The sequence below is a fragment of the Pseudomonas sp. TE4620 genome (genome assembly GCF_056279045.1).
Window position 1 is genome coordinate 3,322,776 of the sequence record NZ_JBWBQO010000001.1, and the last position, 22,180, is coordinate 3,344,955.

At 62.9% G+C, this 22,180-nt stretch carries 18 protein-coding genes and 1 pseudogene; 11 read left to right on the plus strand and 8 right to left on the minus strand.

Annotated elements, in window-relative coordinates; all coding sequences use genetic code 11:
• The first annotated feature begins 30 nt into the window (after window positions 1-30).
• Entirely contained in the window at window positions 31-1,428 is a 1,398-nt protein-coding gene (locus ACZ9A3_RS15325) for an MATE family efflux transporter (RefSeq protein ID WP_476252881.1), read from the plus strand.
• On the opposite strand, the gene tusA is transcribed toward ACZ9A3_RS15325, so the two are convergent.
• On the minus strand, window positions 1,425-1,667 hold the full coding sequence (gene tusA / locus ACZ9A3_RS15330; protein WP_093380735.1) for a sulfurtransferase TusA: 243 nt from the start codon (window positions 1,665-1,667) through the stop codon (window positions 1,425-1,427). The genes ACZ9A3_RS15325 and tusA overlap by 4 nt on opposite strands.
• 51 nt (window positions 1,668-1,718) lie before the next feature.
• Entirely contained in the window at window positions 1,719-2,783 is a 1,065-nt protein-coding gene (gene rlmM, locus ACZ9A3_RS15335) for a 23S rRNA (cytidine(2498)-2'-O)-methyltransferase RlmM (protein ID WP_045194959.1), read from the minus strand.
• A 253-nt stretch (window positions 2,784-3,036) separates the two neighbouring features.
• Between rlmM and acnA the strand changes: the two genes are divergently transcribed.
• From acnA to ACZ9A3_RS15350, 3 genes are all read left to right on the plus strand, one after another.
• Entirely contained in the window at window positions 3,037-5,778 is a 2,742-nt protein-coding gene (acnA, locus tag ACZ9A3_RS15340) for an aconitate hydratase AcnA (RefSeq protein ID WP_476252882.1), read from the plus strand.
• Window positions 5,779-5,929: 151 nt separating this feature from the next.
• Window positions 5,930-6,706, plus strand: a complete 777-nt coding sequence (locus ACZ9A3_RS15345; protein WP_045194963.1) for a CPBP family intramembrane glutamic endopeptidase — start codon at window positions 5,930-5,932, stop codon at window positions 6,704-6,706.
• Window positions 6,707-6,896: 190 nt separating this feature from the next.
• A complete protein-coding gene (locus ACZ9A3_RS15350) occupies window positions 6,897-8,462 on the plus strand; it encodes a methyl-accepting chemotaxis protein (protein ID WP_045194965.1) in 1,566 nt (521 codons plus the stop codon).
• A 42-nt stretch (window positions 8,463-8,504) separates the two neighbouring features.
• Here the strand turns inward: ACZ9A3_RS15350 and ACZ9A3_RS15355 are convergent, their stop codons facing one another.
• The 4 genes from ACZ9A3_RS15355 to ACZ9A3_RS15370 form a co-directional block, all read right to left on the minus strand.
• Window positions 8,505-9,392 (minus strand): pseudouridine synthase, encoded by an 888-nt coding sequence (locus tag ACZ9A3_RS15355; protein ID WP_093380723.1) that lies wholly within the window; start codon window positions 9,390-9,392, stop codon window positions 8,505-8,507.
• Between the two features lie 50 nt (window positions 9,393-9,442).
• Window positions 9,443-9,754 carry a hypothetical protein gene (locus ACZ9A3_RS15360; protein ID WP_045194969.1) on the minus strand — a complete coding sequence of 104 codons (312 nt, stop codon included), beginning with the start codon at window positions 9,752-9,754 and terminating at the stop codon, window positions 9,443-9,445.
• A 92-nt stretch (window positions 9,755-9,846) separates the two neighbouring features.
• Window positions 9,847-10,278 carry a D-Ala-D-Ala carboxypeptidase family metallohydrolase gene (locus ACZ9A3_RS15365; RefSeq protein ID WP_093380720.1) on the minus strand — a complete coding sequence of 144 codons (432 nt, stop codon included), beginning with the start codon at window positions 10,276-10,278 and terminating at the stop codon, window positions 9,847-9,849.
• A gap of 93 nt (window positions 10,279-10,371) precedes the next feature.
• Window positions 10,372-10,608 carry a glutaredoxin family protein gene (locus ACZ9A3_RS15370; protein WP_123565427.1) on the minus strand — a complete coding sequence of 79 codons (237 nt, stop codon included), beginning with the start codon at window positions 10,606-10,608 and terminating at the stop codon, window positions 10,372-10,374.
• 178 nt (window positions 10,609-10,786) lie between these two features.
• Between ACZ9A3_RS15370 and ACZ9A3_RS15375 the strand changes: the two genes are divergently transcribed.
• Window positions 10,787-12,745, plus strand: coding sequence for a monovalent cation:proton antiporter family protein (locus ACZ9A3_RS15375; RefSeq protein ID WP_045194975.1), 1,959 nt, complete (start codon window positions 10,787-10,789; stop codon window positions 12,743-12,745).
• Between the two features lie 5 nt (window positions 12,746-12,750).
• On the opposite strand, the gene ACZ9A3_RS15380 is transcribed toward ACZ9A3_RS15375, so the two are convergent.
• The gene (locus ACZ9A3_RS15380) at window positions 12,751-13,959 is read right to left on the minus strand and encodes an ammonium transporter (protein ID WP_045194978.1); all 1,209 of its coding nucleotides are present in this window, start codon (window positions 13,957-13,959) and stop codon (window positions 12,751-12,753) included.
• Window positions 13,960-14,261: 302 nt separating this feature from the next.
• Here ACZ9A3_RS15380 and ACZ9A3_RS15385 point away from each other — a divergent pair, with 302 nt between their 5' ends.
• The 6 genes and pseudogenes from ACZ9A3_RS15385 to ACZ9A3_RS15410 all read left to right on the plus strand — a co-directional run bounded on the left by ACZ9A3_RS15385 (window position 14,262) and on the right by ACZ9A3_RS15410 (window position 21,678).
• Window positions 14,262-14,576, plus strand: a complete 315-nt coding sequence (locus ACZ9A3_RS15385; RefSeq protein ID WP_045194981.1) for an ElaB/YgaM/YqjD family protein — start codon at window positions 14,262-14,264, stop codon at window positions 14,574-14,576.
• Window positions 14,577-14,585: 9 nt separating this feature from the next.
• A complete protein-coding gene (locus tag ACZ9A3_RS15390) occupies window positions 14,586-14,963 on the plus strand; it encodes a phage holin family protein (RefSeq protein WP_045194982.1) in 378 nt (125 codons plus the stop codon).
• A complete protein-coding gene (locus ACZ9A3_RS15395; RefSeq protein ID WP_045194984.1) occupies window positions 14,960-15,292 on the plus strand; it encodes a hypothetical protein in 333 nt (110 codons plus the stop codon). The genes ACZ9A3_RS15390 and ACZ9A3_RS15395 overlap by 4 nt, the downstream gene beginning before the upstream one ends.
• Window positions 15,293-15,764: 472 nt before the next feature.
• Window positions 15,765-17,096, plus strand: a complete 1,332-nt coding sequence (locus ACZ9A3_RS15400) for a deoxyguanosinetriphosphate triphosphohydrolase (RefSeq protein ID WP_093387412.1) — start codon at window positions 15,765-15,767, stop codon at window positions 17,094-17,096.
• 291 nt (window positions 17,097-17,387) lie between these two features.
• The gene (locus ACZ9A3_RS15405) at window positions 17,388-18,014 is read left to right on the plus strand and encodes a response regulator transcription factor (protein WP_045194987.1); all 627 of its coding nucleotides are present in this window, start codon (window positions 17,388-17,390) and stop codon (window positions 18,012-18,014) included.
• A gap of 8 nt (window positions 18,015-18,022) precedes the next feature.
• Window positions 18,023-21,678, plus strand: a pseudogene (locus tag ACZ9A3_RS15410) (transporter substrate-binding domain-containing protein).
• 60 nt (window positions 21,679-21,738) lie between these two features.
• Here the strand turns inward: ACZ9A3_RS15410 and ACZ9A3_RS15415 are convergent.
• Window positions 21,739-22,083 (minus strand): YggL family protein, encoded by a 345-nt coding sequence (locus ACZ9A3_RS15415; protein WP_093380705.1) that lies wholly within the window; start codon window positions 22,081-22,083, stop codon window positions 21,739-21,741.
• Window positions 22,084-22,180: the final 97 nt, after the last annotated feature.

The following is a 22,180-nucleotide window of genomic DNA, read 5'->3' on the forward strand; positions in this document are numbered from 1 at the left end:
TTTCCTGTGGACGCCTGCCTTGTGACACCGATGACCGCCGAGACCCAAACCCCCGCCCTGTCGCGCCCGACGCGGATCCGCAGCGAGCTGCGCGGCCTGCTGATGCTGGCCACGCCAATCATCATTGCCCAGTTGGCGACCACCGCCATGGGTTTTGTCGATGCGGTGATGGCCGGCCGGGTCAGCCCCCGCGACCTGGCAGCCGTGGCGCTGGGTAACTCGATCTGGATTCCGGTGTACCTGCTGATGACCGGCATCCTGCTGGCGACCACGCCCAAGGTTGCCCAGCGCTATGGCGCCGGCCAGCATGCCGAGATCGGCCCGCTGGTGCGCCAGGCATTGTGGCTGGCACTGTGCGTCGGCCTGATCGCCAGTGGCCTGCTGCTCAGCGCCGAACCGATCTTGCAGGTGATGAAAGTCGACCCGCAACTGGTGGCGCCGAGCATGGGCTATTTGCAGGGCATTGCCTTCGGCTTCCCCGGTGTCGCCCTTTATTACGTGTTGCGCTGCTACAGCGATGCCCTGGGCCGGACCCGGCCGAGCATGGTTATCGGCTTGTCCGGGCTGCTGCTGAACATTCCACTCAACTACGTGCTGATCTATGGCCACTTCGGCATGCCGGCTCTGGGCGGCGTCGGTTGCGGCTGGGCCAGCGGCATCGTCATGTGGTTCATGGCCTTGAGCATGGCCGCCTGGACCCACTGGGCCCCGGCCTATGCCCGCCAGCGCGTGCTGGTGCGCCTGGACAAGCCGCAATGGCCGGTGATCAAGCGCCTGGTCGGCGTCGGCCTGCCGATCGGCATCGCGGTATTCGCCGAGTCGAGCATCTTCGCAGTGATTGCCCTGCTGATCGGCAGCCTCGGCCCGACCGTGGTGGCCGGGCACCAGATTGCCCTGAACATTAGCTCGCTGCTGTTCATGATTCCGTATTCGCTGGGGACGGCGGTGACCGTGCGGGTTGGCCAGGCGATCGGCGCCGGGCTACCGCGCCAGGCGCGCTTCGCCGCCCTGGTGGGCCTGGGTGCGGCGCTGGTGTTTGCCTGCTTTTCGGCCAGCCTGATCCTGCTGATGCGCGAGCCCATCGCCTCGATCTACACCCCGGACACGGCGGTGATCCAGATTGCCGCGATGCTGATCGTGTATGCCGCGCTGTATCAGTTCTCCGACGCCATCCAGGTGATTGCCGCCGGCGCCCTGCGCGGTTACCAGGACACCCGGGTGACCATGATCCTGACCCTGTTCGCCTACTGGGGCATCGGCTTGCCGGTGGGTTACGTGCTCGGCCTGACCGACCTGTTCGGCCCGGCAAGCGGCCCTAACGGCCTGTGGGAAGGCCTGATTGCCGGCCTCACCTGCGCGGCGCTGATGCTGGCGATTCGCTTGGCGCGCAGCAGCGCCAAGCACATTCGCCGCGCTGAAAAGCGTTAACCGAGCTTCTTGCGGATCCAGTACAGGTAAGTGCCCGCCTCTTCCTGCTGCCGGACCAGTTCATGGTCGAGGAACACGCAGAACTTGGGGATATCGCGACGGGTCGAGGGATCGGTGGCGATCACCTTGAGCAGGCCGCCGGGGGCCAGGTCGCGAATGTACTGGTGCAGCATCATCACCGGCTCCGGGCAGTTCAGGCCGGTGGCGTCGAGGATGGCATCTGGGGTGAAGTCAGTCATGTAGAACTCCGGAAACAATCAGCTATTGTCGCTCAAGCCGCTCCCACAGCCTCAGCGCGGTTTCAGATCCAGGCGCCGCAGGTGGCAGGTCACTTCTTCGCGGTCGTGATACAGCTGCTTGCAGCCAATCGAGACCTTGACCTTGCGCGCCTTGAAGCCCTCTTCGATGCGCTCGAGCAGGCGCCGCACTTCGGCGTAACGCTGCTTCATCGGCAGCTTGAGGTTGACCACCGCCTCGCGGCACAAGCCCTCGCCGAGCCAGGTTTCCAGCAAGGCGGCACTGCGCGCCGGCTTCTCGACGATGTCACAGACCATCCAGTCCACGGTCTGCCTGGGCTTGTAGGTAAAGCCGTCGGCCATCAGGTGCTGGACCAGGCCAGTGTCCATCAGGCTCTCAGCCATCGGCCCGTTGTCGATGGCGGTCACCAGCATGCCGCGCTTGACCAGTTGATAAGTCCAGCCGCCCGGCGCAGCGCCCAGGTCAACCCCGGTCATGTCGTCGGACAGGCGCGCATCCCACTGATCGCGAGGGATGAAGTGGTGCCAGGCCTCTTCCAGCTTGAGGGTCGAACGGCTCGGCGCTTCGCGGGGGAACTTCAGGCGCGGAATACCCATCGGCCACATCGCCGAGTTATCCGCCGCCGCCAGGCCGACAAACACCCGCCGGCCGCTGACGAAGGTCAGCAGCAATCGTGGTTTGTGCGCATCCTCAACCAGGCGCCCGGCCTTGCTCAGGGCCTTGCGCAACGGCACTTCGAACTTGCGACAGAAGGTCGACAGTTCTTTGCCATCGTTGGTGTCCATCACCTCCAGCCACAGGCTGCCACACTGCGGGTAATCGGCCAGGGCCTCGAGCAGAACGCTGATGCGGTCGGTTTCCGGCAGCTCGATGAACGCGCCGCGGGCCCATTGCCGGGGGAAGATCAGTTGGGCAAAACGCAGCTCGCGCATCAGTTGCTCGGCACCTTCGGCGTCGTTGCAGATGAACTCGGCGCAGGCGCTCTGCGGCTTGGCCTTGGCATAGCCGGCGACATTCAGGCGCGCGGCGTGCTCGGCGATTTCGGCACAGACTTCGCTCTCGAAACCGGGCCGGCAATGCATAAACAGGGTATTCATCTTCACTCCAGGACGGCTGACGGCCATTACCGCCAACCCTGACCGGGCGCAATACGCAGCGCCGGTAAATCGGCGAATGATAAAGGAAGATCGGAACCTGCGACACTTCCGGCCGGTCCAGTACATGGTCAGGTCCGCCAAACAGGGCTACCCTGACCGTTCAGCCAGGTCCGTGCCGTGCGGACTGTCACAGAGGCGGTGAACCGGCGACAGCAGGGAAGATTGCCGATCACCGGCGCAGAAGGAGTTGGTAATGCCCTCGCTCGATAGCCTGAAAACCCTTAAGACCCTGACGGTCGATGATCGTCTCTACCACTATTACAGCCTGCCCGACGCCGCCCACAGCCTCGGCGACCTGCAGCGCCTGCCGATGTCGCTGAAAGTGCTGCTGGAAAACCTGCTGCGCTGGGAAGACGGCAAGACCGTCACCAGCGGCGACCTTTCGGCGCTGGCCAACTGGCTCAAGGAGCGGCGTTCCGACCGCGAAATCCAGTACCGCCCGGCGCGGGTGCTGATGCAGGACTTTACCGGCGTACCGGCGGTGGTCGACCTCGCCGCCATGCGCGCGGCCATGGCCAAGGCCGGCGGCGACCCGCAGCGGATCAACCCGTTGTCGCCGGTGGACCTGGTCATCGATCACTCGGTGATGGTCGACCGCTACGCCAGCCAGCAGGCCTTTGCCCAGAACGTCGACATCGAAATGCAGCGCAACGGCGAACGCTACGCCTTCCTGCGCTGGGGCCAGAATGCTTTCGACAACTTCAGCGTGGTGCCGCCGGGCACCGGTATCTGCCACCAGGTCAACCTCGAGTACCTGGGGCGCACCGTCTGGACCCGTGAAGAAGACGGGCGCACCTACGCCTTCCCCGACACCCTGGTCGGCACCGACTCGCACACCACCATGATCAACGGCCTGGGCGTGCTCGGCTGGGGCGTCGGCGGTATCGAGGCGGAGGCTGCAATGCTCGGCCAGCCGGTGTCGATGCTGATCCCGGAAGTGATCGGTTTCAAGCTGACCGGCAAGCTGCGCGAAGGCATCACCGCCACCGACCTGGTGCTGACCGTCACGCAGATGCTGCGTAAAAAGGGCGTGGTCGGCAAATTCGTCGAGTTCTACGGCGACGGCCTGGCCGACCTGCCCCTGGCTGACCGCGCCACCATCGCCAATATGGCACCGGAGTATGGCGCCACCTGCGGCTTCTTCCCGGTCGACCAGATCACCCTCGATTACCTGCGCCTGTCGGGCCGTCCTGAAGCCACGGTGAAACTGGTCGAGGCTTACTGCAAAGCCCAGGGCCTGTGGCGCCTGCCCGGCCAGGAGCCGGTGTTCAGCGACGCCCTGGCCCTGGACATGAACGAAGTCGAAGCGAGCCTGGCCGGGCCCAAGCGCCCGCAAGACCGTGTCGCCCTGGGCAATGTCAGCCAGGCCTTCGATGACTTCATCGGCCTGCAACTCAAGCCCTCGAGCAAGGAAGAAGGTCGCCTTGAAAGCGAAGGCGGTGGCGGCGTGGCGGTGGGCAATGCCGACCAGGCCGGTGAAGTCAGCTATGAATACCAGGGCCAGCAACACCTGCTCAGAAACGGCGCGGTGGTGATCGCGGCGATCACCTCCTGCACCAACACCTCCAACCCCAGCGTGATGATGGCAGCCGGGCTGGTGGCGAAAAAGGCAGTGGAAAAAGGCCTGCAGCGCAAGCCCTGGGTCAAGAGCTCGCTGGCCCCCGGCTCCAAGGTGGTTACCGACTACTACAAGGCCGCCGGCCTGACCCAATACCTCGACGCCTTGGGCTTCGACCTGGTGGGCTATGGCTGCACCACCTGCATCGGCAACTCCGGCCCGCTGGACGACGCCATCGAAAAAGCCATCACCAGCGCCGACCTCACCGTCGCCTCGGTGCTCTCGGGCAACCGCAACTTCGAGGGCCGCGTGCACCCGCTGGTGAAAACCAACTGGCTGGCCTCGCCACCGCTGGTGGTCGCCTATGCCCTGGCCGGCAGCGTGCGCGTGGATATCAGCCGCGAACCGCTGGGCGTCGGCAAGGATGGCCAGCCGGTGTACCTGCGCGACATCTGGCCCAGCCAGAAAGAAATTGCCGACGCCGTGGCCAGCGTCGATACCGCGATGTTCCACAAGGAGTACGCCGAGGTGTTTGCCGGCGACGCCCAATGGCAAGCCATCGAAGTACCGCAGGCGGCCACCTATGTCTGGCAGGACGATTCCACCTACATCCAGCATCCGCCGTTCTTTGACGACATTACCGGGCCGCTGCCGGTCATCGAGGATATTCACGGCGCCAGGGTCCTGGCCCTGCTGGGCGATTCGGTGACCACCGACCACATTTCCCCGGCCGGCAACATCAAGGCAGACAGCCCGGCCGGACGTTACCTGCGGGAAAAAGGCGTCGAGCCGCGCGACTTCAACTCCTACGGCTCACGCCGGGGCAACCATGAAGTGATGATGCGCGGCACCTTCGCCAATATCCGCATTCGCAACGAGATGCTCGGCGGTGAAGAAGGCGGCAACACTCTCTATGTGCCCACCGGCGAGAAGATGGCGATCTACGACGCGGCCATGCGCTACCAGGCCGATCGCACGCCACTGGTGGTGATTGCCGGCCAGGAATACGGCACCGGCTCCAGCCGCGACTGGGCCGCCAAGGGCACCAACCTGCTGGGGGTCAAGGCGGTGCTGGCGGAGAGCTTCGAACGCATCCACCGCTCCAACCTGGTGGGCATGGGCGTGTTGCCGTTGCAATTCAAGCCCGGGCAGAACCGCAAGAGCCTGGCCCTGGACGGCCGCGAGCGTATCGACATTCTTGGCCTGAGCCATGCAAAGGTGCAGCCGCACATGACCCTGAACCTGAAGATCACCCGCGAGGACGGTCGCCAGGAGCAGATCGAAGTGCTGTGCCGCATCGATACCCTCAATGAAGTGGAGTACTTCAAGGCCGGCGGGATTCTTCACTATGTACTGCGGCAATTGATCGCAGCCTGAAGTAACGGCCCGGTCCCTGTGACCGGGCCTTTGCCTGATGGAGCAGACCACGTACGATAAGCAGTAACGGCCAAAGGATGGCCGAGTGGCGTGTCCTCGATTGTAAAAGCGCAGTCGAAGGTTTCACGTTTTGCTTTTCAAAGGATGTCTCATGCTTGCCCCGCAATGGATCGGCCTGGCGCTGCTCGGCCTCGGTTACCTCTTCGCCCTGCTCAAGGGCAACCTCGGCCTGCTGGCCCTGCCCACCCTGATTGCCCTGCTGTGTGCAGGCTTGCTGGTACGCCGCGCGAGCCTCTGGCAAAAGCTGGTCGGCCATGCCCTGTTCGTGCTCCTGGCCTTTGCCCTGGCCCTGCACATGCTGCCCGGTTTCAGCGGCGCCAAGGTCATCGACAAGGTGCGTTTTAGCAGCGAAGCCCTGCCCTTCTCCATGTACCTGAACCTCGACAAGCCGCTGATCGGCTTCTGGCTGCTGCTGGCGTGCCCCTGGGTGCTGGCCCTGAAGAACAAGCGCCCACTGGCGAGCCTGGCCTGGACCTTGCCATTGGTCATCGCGGTCTGCCTGGGCGGCGCCTGGCTGCTGGCAATGATCGCCTGGGCGCCGAAGTGGCCTGAACAGGCGTGGATCTGGGCCATGAACAACCTGCTGCTGGTGTGCCTGACCGAAGAGCTGCTGTTTCGCGGCTACATCCAGGGCGGCCTGCAACGCCTGCTGAAAAACCAGAACCTGGCCCTGCTGCTGGCCGCCAGCCTGTTCGGCCTGGCCCATCTTGGTGGCGGCTGGCAATGGGTGCTGCTGGCTGGGCTTGCCGGTGTCGGCTACGGCCTGGCATACCGTCATGGCGGCATTTTCGCCGCAGTACTCTGCCATTTCGGCCTGAACCTGGCGCATTTCGCCGGTTTCAGTTACCCGATGCTGGCGCCGTTGTGAACTTGCGGTCATTAGCTGACTTTTGTGTCAAAAACATGAAAGAATGCAGCTAATTTGTTGAACTTTGCACGAGTGACTTAGCGCAGGTCAGATCAGGACTCATTGATCGAAATCAAGCCCTGCAAATATTCATTCAACAAAACCCCCGGCGTGCCGATACCTCTCGAAAGCCTTGCGGATTGAACAGCTAATGCGTAACAACCAGCCGATTACCCAGCGCGAACGGACTTTCCCAGCTCAGCAACGGTTGATTTCGACCACTGATGCCAAGGGCGTTATCACTTACTGCAACGACGCCTTCGTCGAAATCAGCGGCTTCTCCCGCGAGGAGCTGATGCGCGCACCGCACAACCTGGTCCGCCACCCGGATGTGCCGCCTGCTGTGTTTGCGCATATGTGGACCACGCTCAAGCAAGGCCTGCCATGGATGGGCATCGTCAAGAACCGCTGCAAGTCGGGTGACCATTACTGGGTCAACGCCTATGTTACGCCGGTGTTCGAGAGCAACCAGGTGGTGGGCTTCGAATCGGTGCGGGTCAAGCCCACCGCCGAACAGGTACGCCGCGCCGAAGCGCTGTACCAGCGCATCAACCAGGGCAAGCCGGCCATTCCGCGCCGCGACAAGTGGCTGCCGGTGGTGCAGGACTGGCTGCCGTTCATCCTCATCAGCCAGATCGGCTTCCTGATCGGCAACTGGCTCGGCCATTCCTGGGGCTTTGCCCTGGCCGCCGGCCTTTCGGTGCCGCTCGGCCTGCTTGGCCTGAGCTGGCAGCAACGCGGCCTCAAGCGCCTGCTGCGCCTGGCCGAACAAGCCACTTCCGACCCGCTGATCGCGCAGATGTACACCGACAGCCGCGGCGTGCAGGCGCGCCTGGAAATGGCCATGCTCAGCCAGGATGCGCGGATGAAAACCTGCCTGACCCGCCTGCAGGATACCGCCGAGCACCTCAACGAGCAGGCGCGCCAGTCCGACACCCTGGCCCACAACAGCTCCTCGGGCCTGGAACGCCAGCGCGTGGAAACCGAACAGGTTGCCGCCGCCGTCAACCAGATGGCCGCCACCACCCAGGAAGTGGCCAACCACGTCCAGCGCACGGCCGATGCCACTCAGGAAGCCAATCGCCTGACCGGGCGCGGCCGTGACATCGCCGGGGAAACCCGCGAAGCCATCCAGCGCCTGTCGGCTGCCGTCGGCGAGACCGGCCTGACCGTGACTCAGCTGGCTCGCGACAGCGACGAAATCGGTGGCGTGGTCGATGTGATCAAGGGCATTGCCGACCAGACCAACCTGCTGGCCCTGAACGCCGCCATCGAAGCGGCCCGGGCCGGTGAGATGGGCCGCGGCTTTGCCGTAGTGGCCGACGAAGTGCGCCAGCTGGCGCAACGCACCGCCGAATCCACCGGGCAGATCCACGGCCTGATCGCCAAACTGCAACAGACTGCCAACAGCGCCGTGCAGACCATGGAAAGCGGTCATCGCCAGGCTGAAGAAGGCGTTGCACGGGTGATGGAAGCCGACCAGGCATTGGTCGGCATCAGCGAAGCGGTAGCCAACATCACCGACATGGCCACGCAAATTGCTGCTGCCACTGAAGAGCAGACTGCGGTGGCCGACGAGATCAGCCGCAACATCAGCACCATCGCCCAGCTGGCCGACCAGACCTCGGAACAGGCCCAGCACTCGGCGCTGCTCAGCGAAGAACTGACCCGCACCGCCACCAGCCAGTACTCGCTGGTGGAACGCTTCAACCGCTAAGCCCGGCCGCGCATCGCCATTGGCGGTGCGCGGCTTCCCGCCTTACCAGTCGAGCGTCAGCCGGCTTTCAAAGTATCGCTCTGCACCGCTCAACGGGTCATTGAAACGCAGGCTGTGCGCCAGCAGTTTCAGCGGCTTGCTGTAGTCGTCCGGCCCCTGAACGATGTCCGGATAGAACGGATCGTTGCAGATACTCGCGCCCAGGGCGGTCATGTGCACGCGCAGCTGGTGCGTCTTGCCGGTCACCGGCGACAGTCCGTAGCGCCACAGCTCGCCATTCTTCTCCAGCACCTGGGCGAGGGTTTCGCTGTTGCTCACCCCTTCCACTTCCTGCATGCGGAAGAACGGCTCGCCATTGACCAGGCGACTTTTGTGCACCAGTGGAAAATCACGCTCGGGCAAGGCGCGGGCGATGGCCTGGTAGCGCTTGTCGATCTGCCGGTTGGGAAACAGCGACTGATAGGCCGAACGGCTCTGCGGGTTGGCCGAGAACAGCACCAGCCCGGCGGTGTGCCGGTCGATGCGGTGCAAAGGCACCAGGTGGGGATTGTCCAGGCGGCGGATCAGCCGGCGCAGCAAGGTCTGCTCGACATATTCGCCGGTCGGGGTGACTGGCAGGAAATGCGGCTTGTCGGCAACCACCAGGTGCTCATCGATGTGCAGGATGGCCTCTTCGACCGGGATCGGTTTTTCGTTCGGCACTTCACGAAAGTAGTGAATGCGCAGGCCCGGACGGTAGGCAAGCGCGGCATTGATCGGCGCACCCTGGGCATCGAGCACCCGGCCGCGGGCGATACGATCGAGCCACTGCTCGCGACCGATGGCCTTGAAGTGCTCGCTCAGGCAATCGACCACCGTCGCCCAGTTGCCGGGCGGCAGGCAGACAGTACTGGCTTGATGCTGTGCCGGATCGAAGGGAGGCGTGGCCATGGGAACACTCAGGACGAAAGGACCGGGCATTATCGCCCATGCCCGCCCGCTCAGCCAGCTTCGGTGGCTGCAGCCTCGGTGAACTCCTTGAGCCAGCGCAGCACCTCGACCGCCTCCCAGCGGCCGGGGTCGTAAAGGGCGTACAACAACCCCTGGTAACCGACCACATCCAGCGGCCGGTGGTAACCCGCGCGCTGGAACAGCGCCTCGATCTCGGCGAAGCAGGTATTGAAATGCACTTTATTGAACGGCGTCTTGCCTTCCAGCACCAGGCCGTCAAGGCGCAACTCGAGCACCGCTTCACTCACGACCTCGACAGCCATGCGATTGACGGAGTATTTCAGTTGTTCGACATTGACCATTGATCCGGACCCTCGACGCAAGCGCCATCCCTTTACTGTATTTATATACAGCGTATTCAGAGAAGTCGCCTGCGTCAATCAGACGACAGCTGTCAGACCAGACCCGGCAGGTAGCCACTACCGCGGCGAATGGTCAGCACCTGACGGCGTGGCACTTGCGTGCTGAGGCCAAAGTGCACCCACTGGTCGTATTCGAGGATCAACTGATCGAACATCACCTCACTGTCCTTGATTCGCCTGGCCAGTTCGCTCGGCGCCAGCCCGGTCACATTGATATCCACCGCCAGGCCGAGGGTATGCGCACTCCTGGGCGAGCCACCGATTGCCTTGTTGAGGGCCTGCGAACGGTAGCCGCTGCTGACTCTAATCGGCCGGCCGACCAGGCGGCGAACCTCTTCAAGCACAGTGCACAGTCGTTGCAGGTTACTGATGACCTGCGCTTCGGGGTTATTGTCGATACCACGACGAGCGGCAGTCTCCGAGGTAATCATCTCGGCGAGGGAAAAATGTGCGGACAGCTGCATGGGACCATTCCTTGGCGTTGTGTATTCACCAGGGATTGTCCTCGCACCATTGAATCAACGCACGACAGGAAGCCGCTCCCCGCGCCCCCTGCTTTACTGCAAGAAGGTCACCACCTGTTCAGGGTCAAACGGCCAGTTCAACTCTGCACCGGTATCACATCTACGCAGCACCGGAATGAGTAGGCCATAGGTGTCGATCATCCCCTCGTGCTCGGCGATATCGACCAGTTCGACCATCAGGCCATGCTCGACAAACGGCATCAGCAGCGCCTCGGCCACTTCGCACAGGTGACAACCCAAGGTGCCGAACAATTGGCATTCAGGAGGCATTTATGGGTACCAGCATCTGTAGGAACGGATCATTATTCTAGGTCTGCAATCGGGGCCAGTCGAGCGCCGCCCCTGAAGCCGGCCAACGGCAATGAAGTGCTGATGTACATCAACGGCCAAATCGCGTAAGTCGTTCAGACTTAATGGTTTTTTCGCTGTTTTCGCAAGGGAGTGTTTTGTGTTTGCCAACCTGTTGATCATCCTGGCCTCATCGCTGGTCGTCATCGCGTTCTTCCGGCGCCTGAAGTTGCCACCGGTACTTGGCTATTTGTGTGTCGGCCTGTTCGTCGGCCCTACCGCCCTGGACTGGGTCAACGAAAGCGAAGAGCTGCCGGACCTGGCTGAAATGGGTGTGGTGTTTTTGCTGTTTTCCCTGGGACTGGAATTTTCCCTGTCGAAAATGCTCGCCTTGCGCAAGGTGGTGTTTGGCCTCGGCAGCCTGCAGGTGATCTGCACCAGCATCCTCCTCGCCGGCCTGCTGGTGCTGCTCGGTATGCAACCCAACGTCGCCCTGATGCTCGGCGCAGGCCTGGCGCTGTCGTCGACGGCGATCGTCAGCAAGGAGCTGACCAGCCTTGGCGAAATCTTCAGCAGCCATGGCCAGAATGCCATCGGCGTGCTGCTGTTCCAGGACGTGGTGGCGGTGCTGCTGCTGACCCTGGTCCCGGTGTTTGCCGGTCAAGGCGGCCAGGCCTGGTACTGGGCTTTGCCGCTGACCCTGGGCAAGACCGTGATCCTCTTCTTCGGCCTGCTGCTGGCCAGCCGCTGGCTGCTGCCGCGGCTGTTCCATGAGGTGGCCAGCTCGCACTCAGCTGAGCTGTTCGTCTTGCTGGCGCTAGTGATCGTGCTGTTGACCGCCTGGCTGACCCACCTGCTGGGGTTGTCCCCGGCCCTGGGCGCGTTTCTCGCTGGCATGTTGCTGGGTGAAAGCAATTATCGCCATCAGATCGAAGCCGATATCCGCCCGTTCCGCGACATTCTGCTCGGGCTGTTCTTCGTCAGTATCGGCATGCTCATCGACCTGCAGTTGTTCGCCAGCCACGGCTGGCAACTGCTTGCCCTGACCCTCGCCCTGCTGCTGATCAAAGGTGTGGTGGTGGCCGCCCTGGTGCGCTTGCGCGGCAGTGATGCCGAGACCGCCTGGCGCAGCGGCCTGGCCCTGGCCCAGGGTGGCGAGTTCTGTTTCGCCCTGATGGCGCAGATGCAACAGACCCGCCTGCTGCCAGAAGAGCTGGGCAACCTGCTGCTGGCCGCGACCTTCTGCTCGATGCTGGTCACCCCGCTACTGCTGCGCGCAGCGCCGAGCATCGCCGCCCGCCTGCACCGCAAGCCCAACCAGGAGATCCACCTGGAAGAGATCGAAGCGCAAAGCGCGGCAATGAATGGCCACGTGCTGATCTGCGGCTACGGCCGCGTCGGCCAATCGATCGGGCGATTCCTGCGGCGCGAGAACATCCCTTTCATTGCCCTGGATGACGACCCGGTGCGCGTTCAGGAAGCTGCCGCCGGGGAAAACTGCGTGCATTACGGCGACTCGCGGCGCGGCGAACTGCTCACCGCCATCGGCCTTGAACGCGCGCGCCTGCTGGTGATTGCCGTGGACAAGACCGACATTGCCCTGAGCGTGTTGAAAGCCGCCCGCGAGCGGCACGCCCAGGTGCAGATCCTGGTGCGCACCCGTGATGACAGCCAGCGTGAAGAACTGCGCGCCGCCGGCGCCACGGCGGTGGTCCCGGAGCTGCTTGAATCCAGCCTGATGCTGGCCTCCCACGCCCTGGTCATGCTCGGCCTGCCGCAAGAGCAGGTGCAGCAGCGTGTCGATGAAGTGCGCAAAACCCGCTACCGCTTGCTGCATGCCTTCTACCATGGCGCCCAGACCAGCCCGGTCGACAGCGAGGGCCTGCCCAAGGCGATGATGCACGCAGTCAACCTCGGCGCCGAAGCCTACGCCTGCGGTCGTCCCTTGAGCGAGCTGGGCCTGGAGCAACTGGGCGTTGAGTTGCAGGCGGTACAGCGCCAGGGCGAGGAGCTGAATGTCGACACCGGCACCTGCCTGCACGCCGGCGATGCCGTATTGGTCAGCGGCCCATTGAGCGCGGTAGAAGCCTGCGAGGCGCGCTTGCTCGCCGGGCGCTGAGCCGTTCAGTCCTGACTGGTGGCGCCGATCTTGTGAATCGACAGGTCGGCGCCGTAGTACTCCTGCTCCTGACTCAGGCGCAAGCCGTGCAGCAACTTGATGCTGCCATATACGGCAAAGCCACCGAGCAACGCCACCAGCACCCCGGCCAGGCTGCCGATCAGCTGGCTGGCCAGGCTCACCCCACCCAAACCACCCAGCGCGCTCTGACCGAAGATTCCACAGGCGATCCCGCCCCATACCCCGCACAAACCATGCAGCGGCCACACGCCCAGTACGTCGTCGATCTTCCAGGTGTTCTGCGCGGCAATAAAACACCAGACAAACAAGGCCCCGGCAATCGCCCCGGTGGCCAGCGCCCCCACCGGGTGCATCAGGTCAGAACCTGCGCACACCGCTACCAGCCCGGCCAGCGGGCCGTTATGCAGGAAGCCCGGGTCGTTACGCCCGACCAGCAAGGCGGCGACAGTACCGCCGACCATGGCCATCAAGGAATTGACCGCCACCAGGCCACTAACCCCTTGCAGGGTTTGCGCGCTCATGACGTTGAAGCCGAACCAGCCGACAATCAGAATCCACGAACCCAGGGCAAGAAACGGAATATTCGACGGCGCAAAGGCCACCAGCTTGCCGTCGCGATAGCGGCCGTTGCGCGGCCCCAGCAACAATACCGCCGCCAGCGCCAGCCAGCCGCCCATGGCATGCACCACCACGGAGCCGGCAAAGTCATGAAAGCCTGCGCCAAAGCGTGCCGTCAGCCAGGCTTGCAGGCCGAAGTTGCCATTCCAGACGATGCCTTCGAAAAACGGATAGACGAAGGCAACGATCAGCACCGTGGCGCACAATTGCGGGGCAAAGCGCGCCCGCTCGGCAATGCCACCGGAGATAATCGCCGGAATGGCTGCGGCAAAGGTCAACAGGAAGAAGAACTTCACCAGGCTATAGCCATGCTCCTGGCTCAATACCTGGGCCGGCTGGAGAAAACTCACGCCATAGGAAATCCAGTAGCCGACAAAAAAGTACGCCAGGGTCGAGACGGCAAAGTCGCTGAGAATCTTCGACAAGGCATTGACCTGGTTCTTGTGCCGCACCGTGCCCACCTCGAGGAAGGCGAAGCCTGCGTGCATGGCCAGGACCATCACCGCCCCCAGCAGGATGAACAGCGTGTTGGAACCGTGGACCAGGGTGTCCACCGCGCTTTGCAAATTTTCCATGGAGTCGGCAGGCCTGCAAAAAAAAGCACCAAGACAGCCCAGAAGTACTCCTTGGTGCACCAGCCTGGATCGTTGTGACGGCCACCTCCCTGGCCGATCCGGGTGATACGGGAGTTTTTCCTTGGGTTTGTCGTGGATTGGGTTAAGGTTTACAGGTCCGGTAAGGGCCCGCGCCCACAATCGGCGCGGGCACCGGTCCTGGCGCACCAAGGCAAAGCAAAAGCTGTACCAGCCAATTGCACTTGAACCTTCGCCCGCGCCCACGACTCGAAATAGCCACACACACTGTTAGGGAGAGCCCCATGGCCAGCAAATCGGCAAAGACTGCTCAAGACATATTGATGGCTGACTTCCAGGCCCTGGTACGCGATACCGAGAAGCTGCTGGAACACACTGCAACCCTGGCCGGTGATCAGGCCGATGACCTGCGCGAGCAGATCCACGACAGCCTGCTGCGCGCCCGGGAAACCCTGCAACTGACCCAGGACTCGGTCCGCGAGCGCGGCCAGGCGGCCCTGAGCGCCACCGAAGACTACGTGCAGAGCAACCCCTGGCAGTCGATCGGCATTGCCGCCGGCGTAGGGTTTCTGATCGGCCTGTTGGCCACCCGCCGCTGAGGACCGAGCATGGAAAGCGAACCACTGGCCGGTGCCGGCCCCTCCAGCAAGCGCCTGGGCGCGGCAGTACTGGGCCTGTTGCATGGGCATGTCGAATTGTTCGGCATCGAGCTGCAGGAGCAGAAAGCCCGAACCCTGAGCCTGCTGCTGTTCGCCGGGCTTGCCCTGGTGTTTGCCCTGCTGCTGTTGACCGCCCTCTCCGGCCTGGTGCTGGTGATGCTCTGGGACAGCTACCGCCTGGCCGGCATCATCGGCCTGTGCGTGTTTTACGGGCTTGCCGCAGTGTTTTGCGGCCTGCGCCTGAAGGCAGCGGTGTTCGATGAATCGTCGCCGTTCAGCTCGACCCTCGAAGAACTTGCCAAGGACCGGGAGCGCCTGTTGCCATGAGCCTGCCAGAACTGCCGCAAACCACCAACCGCCGCGAATTGCGCAAGGCCCTGGTACGCCTGCGCCTGGAGATGCACCGCCAGGAAATTCGCCACGAATCCGGGCAACTGCTCAACCCCCTGACCCGCTTGCGCGCCATGGGCGATTCGCTGCAAGGCGGCCTGGGTATCAAGCACGCGCCGCTGTGGGGTATTGGCGCCGTGGTGCTGCTGGGTTTCCTGACCGGCAAAGGCGCCCGCAGCGGCAGCGTCAGCCGCCTGGTGCGCCTGGGGACCAGCTTGATTCCATTGTTGAAGCTGGCCATGCAAGGGGCTGGTAGCAAGCGTTAAGTGCAGCGCCTGAACTACGACCGCTGCGCGCTCGATCGCGGGTCAAGCCCGCTCCCACAGAAGTACACGCTTAGCAAGAGCGAAGCGAATTGTGCTCTTGATCTTGATCTGCTTTTGATCTTGATCCACCGGCCCCGTTAACCAGAAGGGCCGAGTGCAGGTGTTGCGAAGGGGCGAGTGCGCAGCACCTTCGGCGTTAGCCGAAGTTGCGAAACGTAGAGTTGCTTGCAACTCGTAGTTCGCAATGCCCCGTAGCGACGCCGGAGCGAGGGAACCCGAAGCGCAGCGCAGGGCCCACTGGTGGGGCGAGAATTTTTGCTTACTTTTTTTTCGACTGAAAAAAGTAAGCCGCCGTAAGGGCGGAAGGGGCCCGCAGATCCCCCCCCCAAACGGATAAGCCCACCAAGCCACTTGCACCCCCAGCGCCAAACCCCGAAGCTACCCCCCTGCCCCCCGCACCGGAGAAATGGCCTTGGATTGGCACACCCTGCTCACCCGCGAACGCCTCGGCAAACCCCTGCACAGCCCCGAAGAACTCGGCCGCAGCCCGTTCCACAAAGACCACGACCGGATCATCTTCTCTGGCGCCTTCCGCCGCCTGGGGCGCAAAACCCAGGTTCATCCGGTGTCCAGCAACGACCACATCCACACCCGCCTGACCCACTCCCTGGAAGTCAGCTGCGTCGGCCGCTCATTGGGCATGCGCGTCGGCGAAACCCTGCGCGCCAGCCTGCCGCAATGGTGCGAACCCAGCGACCTGGGCATGGTCGTGCAGTCCGCCTGCCTGGCCCATGACATCGGCAACCCGCCGTTCGGCCACTCCGGCGAAGACGCCATCCGCCACTGGTTCCAGCAGGCCGCCGGGCGTGGCTGGCTCGACGCCATGAGCGAGGCCGAACGCGCCGACTTCCTCAACTTCGAAGGCAACGCCCAGGGCTTTCGCGTGCTTACCCAGCTCGAATACCACCAGTTCGACGGCGGCACCCGGCTGACCTATGCCACCCTCGGCACCTACCTCAAGTACCCCTGGACCGCCCGCCATGCCGACGCCCTGGGCTACAAGAAGCACAAGTTCGGTTGCTACCAGAGCGAACTGGCGCTGCTTGAACAGATCGCCCGCAAGCTCGGTCTGCCGCAGCTTGAAGAGCAACGCTGGGCGCGTCATCCGCTGGTGTACCTGATGGAGGCCGCCGATGACATCTGCTATGCGCTGATCGACCTCGAGGACGGCCTGGAAATGGACCTGCTCGACTATGCCGAGGTCGAGTCGCTGTTGCTCAGCCTGGTGGGCGACGACCTGCCGGAAACCTATCGCCAGCTGGGCCCCGACGATTCGCGCCGACGCAAACTGGCGATCCTGCGTGGCAAGGCCATCGAACATCTGACCAACGCCGCCGCGCGTGCCTTTGTCGAGCAACAGGACGCCCTGCTGGCCGGCACCCTAGGCGGCGATCTGGTCGAACACATGCACGGCCCGGCCAAACGCTGCGTGCTGCAGGCCAAGGACATTGCGCGCAAGAAAATCTTCCAGGATAAACGCAAGACCCTGCACGAAATTGGCGCCTACACCACCCTGGAGATTTTGCTCAACTCGTTCTGTGGGGCGGCCCTTGAGCAACATGGCGGACGCACGCCGTCGTTCAAGAGCCGGCGCATCCTCGACCTGCTCGGCAAGAACGCACCCGACCCTGACGCCTCGCTGCACAGCTCGTTCCTGCGCATGATCGACTTCATCGCCGGGATGACCGACAGCTATGCCAGCGAAATGGCCCGCGAAATGACCGGCCGCTCAAGCCCGACCTGATCGCGACCACAGCGTACTGCCCGGCATTCGGGCAGTACGATTTCGCCGATAAGATGTGAGAAACCACCTACACACTGCAAACAACAATAAACTTACCTTATCCTTCGCAACATCAACTTACTATCAACACTATTGACACTGCCACCATACAGAAACCCCTGTAATCCTACATTTCAAAACCAGTAGGACTTTTCCTATATATCATTTAACTCCCCTTGAGTTCATGTGCGACCTGTTCTATCTGCGCTAAGGTGCCGTTTCTCCCTCTGGCACCTTTATGGAAACTTCACCATGTACTCTGTATTCATCGTCGACGATCACCCGGTCATCCGCCTGGCGGTGCGCATGCTTCTGGAGAATGAGGGCTATCGCGTCGTCGGCGAATCGGACAACGGCGTAGACGCCATGCAAATGGTCCGCGAATGCCTGCCGGACCTGATCATCCTCGACATCAGCATCCCCCGGCTCGATGGGCTGGAAGTGCTCTCACGCTTTCACGCCATGGGCATCCCGCTGAAAATCCTGATATTGACCGCACAATCGCCGGCACTCTTTGCCATTCGCTGCATGCACTCCGGTGCTGCCGGCTATGTGTGCAAACAAGAAGATCTCAGTGAACTGCTCAGTGCGATAAAAGCGGTGCTTTCCGGTTATAACTACTTCCCCAGCCAAGCGATCAATCCGCCACGCAAACACGAAGATTGCGCCTCGGAACTGGACCTTTTCAAACAGGTCAATGACCGCGAGTTAATGGTGCTGCAACTATTTGCCCAAGGCCGAAGCAATAAGGAAATTGCCCAGGGCATGTTTCTCAGCAACAAAACTGTCAGCACCTACAAGAAACGGCTGATGCAAAAGCTCAAGGCCAGCTCGCTGGTCGAACTGATTGAAATGGCCAAACGCAATGCACTGGTGTGAGGCCACTCATGCTTAGGCAGCGCCTGACCCTGTTGTTGTGCGGCGTATTGGCCTGCCTGAGCCATGTCACGCAGGCAGACGAAGTCGCCGCCAGCCCGTTCACCCTGTTCAGCCGGGCCGGGCCGATTGCCATGCAACTGTCGCTGACCCCGGCCCAGCGCCTGTGGATCAAGGGCAAGGGCCAGCTGGTGCTGGGTACTTCAGCGCCGGACTACCCGCCGTTCGACATGACCGCCAGCGGCCGTGACTACGAAGGCCTGACCGCCGATTTCGCCGGGTTGATTGGCTCAGCCCTGGACCTGCCCATCCAGGTAAAGCGCTTCGCCACCCGCCAGGATGCGGTCAAGGCCCTGGCCCAAGGGCAGATCGACCTGCTGGGCAGCACCAACGGCTACGAGGCGGCAACTCCCGGCATTGCCCTGTCCAAGCCCTACGCGGTCGACCAGCCGGTGCTGGTCACTCGCGAGAACGAGGCGCGCCCGCTCGACATGGGCCTGGCCGGCCTGCGCCTGAGCATGGTCTATCACTACCTGCCGATGGACGAGGTACTGGCCAGTTACCCGGACGCCACCATCCAGTCCTACCCCTCCTACCAGAACGCCCTCAACGCCGTGGCCTTCGATCAGGCCGATGTGTTTCTCGGTGACACCATCTCGACCCATTACCTGATCAACCAGGGCCATTTGCAGAACATCAAGATGGCCAATTTCGGCAAGCACGAACCGGTCGGTTTCAGCTTTGCCGTGCAGCGCAACAACCAGCCTTTGCTGGAACTGATCAACGCCACCCTCGACAGCGTCTCCAGCAGCACCCGCGAAAGCATCTTCAAACGCTGGAGCGCCGGCAGCGACGTGCTGCTCACCGACCGCAAGCTGCAGCTGTCGCAACGCGAAGAGCGCTGGCTCAGCGGCCACCCGGTGGTGCGCGTGGTGGTCAACGAAACCGCCGCGCCGCTGACTTTTTTGACAGCGCCGGCAATTTTCGCGGCATCGCCGCCGATCTGCTGGAGCTGATCCGCCTGCGCACCGGGTTGCGTTTCGAGGTACAACGGGCCAGCGGCATCAGTGACATGATCGACCGCCTCAACCATGACCAGGCCGATGTCATTGCGGCAATTTCCCCCAGCCCGCGGCGCGCGGGCACCCTGGCGATCAGCCGCCCCTACCTGGAAAACTCCTACGTCCTACTGACACGCAAAGGCAGCGACCAGCCGGACTCGCTGGAGCAGATGAACGGCCGGCGCCTGGCCCTGACCCGCGACAGCCCGCTGTTCGAAGACTTGCGCCAGCGTTTTCCCGGCATCCAGCTGATCGAAACGGAAAGCACCTTCTTCTCAACCTCGCTGCTGGCCAGCGGGCATGTCGATGCGGCCATCACCGCGCTGATCAACGCCAACTTCAGCCTGGCCTCCCAGCGCGACCTGACGATCCGCGCCTCGGTCGGCGCCGAGCCTGCGACCTTCGCCATGGCCACGGCGCGAGGCGCCCAGGAGCTGGCGTCAATCCTCGACAAGGCGTTGCTGAGCATCGCCCCGGAAGAGCTGGGCATCATCAACAGCCGCTGGCGTGGCTACAGTACCGAAACCGACGCCTATTGGCAGAAGTACCAGCGCCTGATCCTCCAGGTTGTACTGGGCACCAGCCTGCTGTTGCTGCTGTCGCTGGCCTGGAACGCCTGGATGCGCCGCCAGATCAAGCAGCGCGAGGCCGCCGAGCGCGCCCTCAACGACCAGCTCGAGTTCATGCGCGCACTGCTCAACGGTACCCCCCACCCGATGTACGTTCGCGATCGTGCCGGGTTGCTGCAAAGCTGCAACGACAGTTACCTGGAAGCGGTGCAGGCGCGCCTTGAGGACGTCCTCGGCAAGCGCATCCAGGACAGCACCCTGGGCGACAGCTGCTATGCCAGCCAGATCCAGGCCGATTACCAGAAGGTCATGCGCGAAGGCATTCCGCTGATCGTTGACCGGCCCCTGCTGCTCAGGGAACGGGAACTGACCATCTACCACTGGATCCTGCCTTACCGCGACTCGCTTGGCGAAGTACAGGGCATCATTGGCGGCTGGATCGACATCAGCGAGCGCCGCCAGCTGATCCAGGACCTGCGCCTGGCCAAGCAACGCGCCGACGATGCCAATCGCGCCAAAAGCGTGTTCCTGGCGACCATCAGCCACGAAATCCGCACGCCGATGAACGCCATCATCGGCATGCTCGAACTGACCCTCAAACGGGGCGACCAGGGGCATATCGACCGACCGGCCATCGAAGTGGCCTACAACTCGGCGAGAGAACTGCTGGCCTTGATCGGCGACATTCTCGACATGGCCCGTATCGAGTCCGGCCACCTGAGCCTGGCACCAGAGCCCGTTAACCTGGCCGAGCTGGTCGAGTCGGTCGGGCGCGTGTTCGATGGCGTGGCCCGCCAGAAAGACCTGCGCCTGAACCTGGACATCGCCACGCAAGCACGCTGCGAAGTATTGCTCGACCCGCTGCGGTTCAAGCAGATTCTTTCCAACCTGGTCAGCAATGCGATCAAGTTCACCGAACAGGGTCAGGTCACCGTGCACCTGGTTCTGGAGCCCGGCCCGCAAGCGGATCATCCGACCCTGAAGATAACGGTCGAGGACAGCGGCATCGGCATTCGCCCGCAAGACCAGCAGCGCCTGTTCCTGCCCTTCGCCCAGGCCGATCCGGACAGCAACCTGGCCCGCAGCGGCACCGGCCTGGGCCTGACCATCAGCCGCGACCTGTGCCAGTCGATGGGCGGCAACCTGAGCTTGCACAGCGTGTTCGGCCAGGGCACCCGTGCGTGCATCAGCATGCCCCTGACCCTGCTGGCTGAAACGGCCAAGCCGGACTCCCCCGTAGCGGTGCCCTGTGCGGTGCTGCCAGCGCTGCGGATCCTGGTGATCGATGACCATCCGGCAAACCTGCTGCTGATCGCCCAGCAGTTGAACTTTCTCGGGCTCGAACACGCCAGTGCCGACAATGGTTTCAGCGGCCTCAATGCCTGGCGTCAGGCGCACTTCGATGTGGTAATCGTCGACTGCAACATGCCGCAAATGAACGGCTACCAGTTCACCCAGGCGTTGCGCGACCACGAGCGACAGTACCAATGGTCACCCTGCACCATTCTCGGCTACACCGCCAATGCCCAGCCGGAAGTGCGCGAACGTTGTCGCCAGGTCGGCATGGATGATTGTTTGCTCAAGCCTATCAGCCTCAACGCCTTGGGCCAGCGCCTGGCCCGGGCGCCACTGATGAGCGCCCGGCCGGCGCCCCCTGCGCAGTTGCCGTTCGATCTGCAAGGGCTGGAGCCTGTGGTCGGCAACAGCATCAACGACCTGCGCCAGTTGCTTGAAGAACTGCTGCGCAGCTTCAAGCGCGACGGCGCCCAACTCAAGGCGCTCGACCCTGGCCGCGATGTAGCGCAAATGATGAGCCAGGCGCACAAGATTCTCGGCCCGGCGCGGATCATTCAGGCCAACGGCCTGATCCACGCCTGCGAACAGCTCGAGGCCGATTGCCAGGCCAACCTGGCGCCGGCCATGCTGGAGCGTCGGCAACGGCAGATCCTGCACATCCTCTCGGTGCTTGAGCAGGCATTACAGGGGTATTTGCACGAACACTTGCCGGAGCAGCGCTGTTCCAGCGGCACCACCTGAACAGGCGGCGGGGGAGCAGAAACGAAAACGGCGGCCACTGGGGCCGCCGTTTCAGCAGGATCAGGAAGCCGGGGTGACCGGTTTTTCCGGATACCAGGCGTCCAGCAACGGGCTGACTTCAATCTTGGTCAGTTCGCTGCGGCCCTTGAGCCAGGCTTCAACAGCAGCGCGCTGCTCTTCAGTGACCGAACCACGGCTGGCCTTGCAGACCAGACCGAAGTCGTCGCCGCCAACATAGTCCAGACCATTGGCATCCATGGCGTCAGCCAGGAATGCATCGAGGAAGGCGTCAATGGCTTCGTCGGACAGATCTTCCTTGAAATCCAGGTTCAGCTCAAAACCCAGCTCCTGGAATTCATCCACGCAGAGTTTTTTGCGCAGACGGCGGGAACGGTTAGTGGCCATGAAACAATCCTCTTGAGTATTAACGCGCGGCACTTTACCAGTTTCACCGCGCGATTGCCGGAATAAAAGCCGATAAGCTGTTGTTTGATCCTGTATT

Excerpts from the sequence above, each read along its gene's own strand:
- ACZ9A3_RS15405 (WP_045194987.1), top strand. The coding sequence starts at position 17,388 with ATGTACTCTGTATTCATCGTCGACGATCACCCGGTCATCCGCCTGGCG.
- ACZ9A3_RS15360 (WP_045194969.1), bottom strand. The coding sequence starts at position 9,754 with ATGGTCAATGTCGAACAACTGAAATACTCCGTCAATCGCATGGCTGTC.
- ACZ9A3_RS15325 (WP_476252881.1), top strand. The coding sequence starts at position 31 with ATGACCGCCGAGACCCAAACCCCCGCCCTGTCGCGCCCGACGCGGATC.
- ACZ9A3_RS15370 (WP_123565427.1), bottom strand. The coding sequence starts at position 10,608 with ATGCCTCCTGAATGCCAATTGTTCGGCACCTTGGGTTGTCACCTGTGC.
- ACZ9A3_RS15380 (WP_045194978.1), bottom strand. The coding sequence starts at position 13,959 with ATGGAAAATTTGCAAAGCGCGGTGGACACCCTGGTCCACGGTTCCAAC.
- ACZ9A3_RS15345 (WP_045194963.1), top strand. The coding sequence starts at position 5,930 with ATGCTTGCCCCGCAATGGATCGGCCTGGCGCTGCTCGGCCTCGGTTAC.
- ACZ9A3_RS15415 (WP_093380705.1), bottom strand. The coding sequence starts at position 22,083 with ATGGCCACTAACCGTTCCCGCCGTCTGCGCAAAAAACTCTGCGTGGAT.
- ACZ9A3_RS15390 (WP_045194982.1), top strand. The coding sequence starts at position 14,586 with ATGGAAAGCGAACCACTGGCCGGTGCCGGCCCCTCCAGCAAGCGCCTG.
- acnA (WP_476252882.1), top strand. The coding sequence starts at position 3,037 with ATGCCCTCGCTCGATAGCCTGAAAACCCTTAAGACCCTGACGGTCGAT.
- rlmM (WP_045194959.1), bottom strand. The coding sequence starts at position 2,783 with ATGAATACCCTGTTTATGCATTGCCGGCCCGGTTTCGAGAGCGAAGTC.
- ACZ9A3_RS15355 (WP_093380723.1), bottom strand. The coding sequence starts at position 9,392 with ATGGCCACGCCTCCCTTCGATCCGGCACAGCATCAAGCCAGTACTGTC.
- tusA (WP_093380735.1), bottom strand. The coding sequence starts at position 1,667 with ATGACTGACTTCACCCCAGATGCCATCCTCGACGCCACCGGCCTGAAC.
- ACZ9A3_RS15385 (WP_045194981.1), top strand. The coding sequence starts at position 14,262 with ATGGCCAGCAAATCGGCAAAGACTGCTCAAGACATATTGATGGCTGAC.
- ACZ9A3_RS15365 (WP_093380720.1), bottom strand. The coding sequence starts at position 10,278 with ATGCAGCTGTCCGCACATTTTTCCCTCGCCGAGATGATTACCTCGGAG.
- ACZ9A3_RS15395 (WP_045194984.1), top strand. The coding sequence starts at position 14,960 with ATGAGCCTGCCAGAACTGCCGCAAACCACCAACCGCCGCGAATTGCGC.
- ACZ9A3_RS15350 (WP_045194965.1), top strand. The coding sequence starts at position 6,897 with ATGCGTAACAACCAGCCGATTACCCAGCGCGAACGGACTTTCCCAGCT.